At 66.9% G+C, this 299-nt stretch carries 1 pseudogene; it reads right to left on the reverse strand.

The features are described 5' to 3' along the window. Positions 1-299 (reverse strand): annotated as a pseudogene (locus tag BK665_RS33415) (biotin/lipoyl-binding protein); the annotation flags it as partial.

The raw sequence follows: 299 nt of genomic DNA on the forward strand, positions 1-299 counted from the left end.
CAATCAACACCTCGCCCTGGGCCACCAACTGCCCATCGTGCACATTCCCCTGCTTGACCCGCGACGCCACCGGCGCATGCAAGGTGCTGACGCGTCCCGCCTCCAGCATCACCGGCAACTCCACCGCGCTGCGCCATGGCACCGCCAGCAGCAGAACAATCGCCACCAGCCCGAGGGTACTGAGCAACACCCGAGGGGCGTGCGCCTGGTCGCGGCGGGTCCACCACTCACGCCATTCGCGCCCGATGGGCAGGAAGATGAACCACACCCGTCCCACCAGCATCAGGAAGATGCCCAAC

The organism is Pseudomonas frederiksbergensis (genome assembly GCF_003732665.1).
Lineage (GTDB): Bacteria > Pseudomonadota > Gammaproteobacteria > Pseudomonadales > Pseudomonadaceae > Aquipseudomonas > Aquipseudomonas frederiksbergensis_G.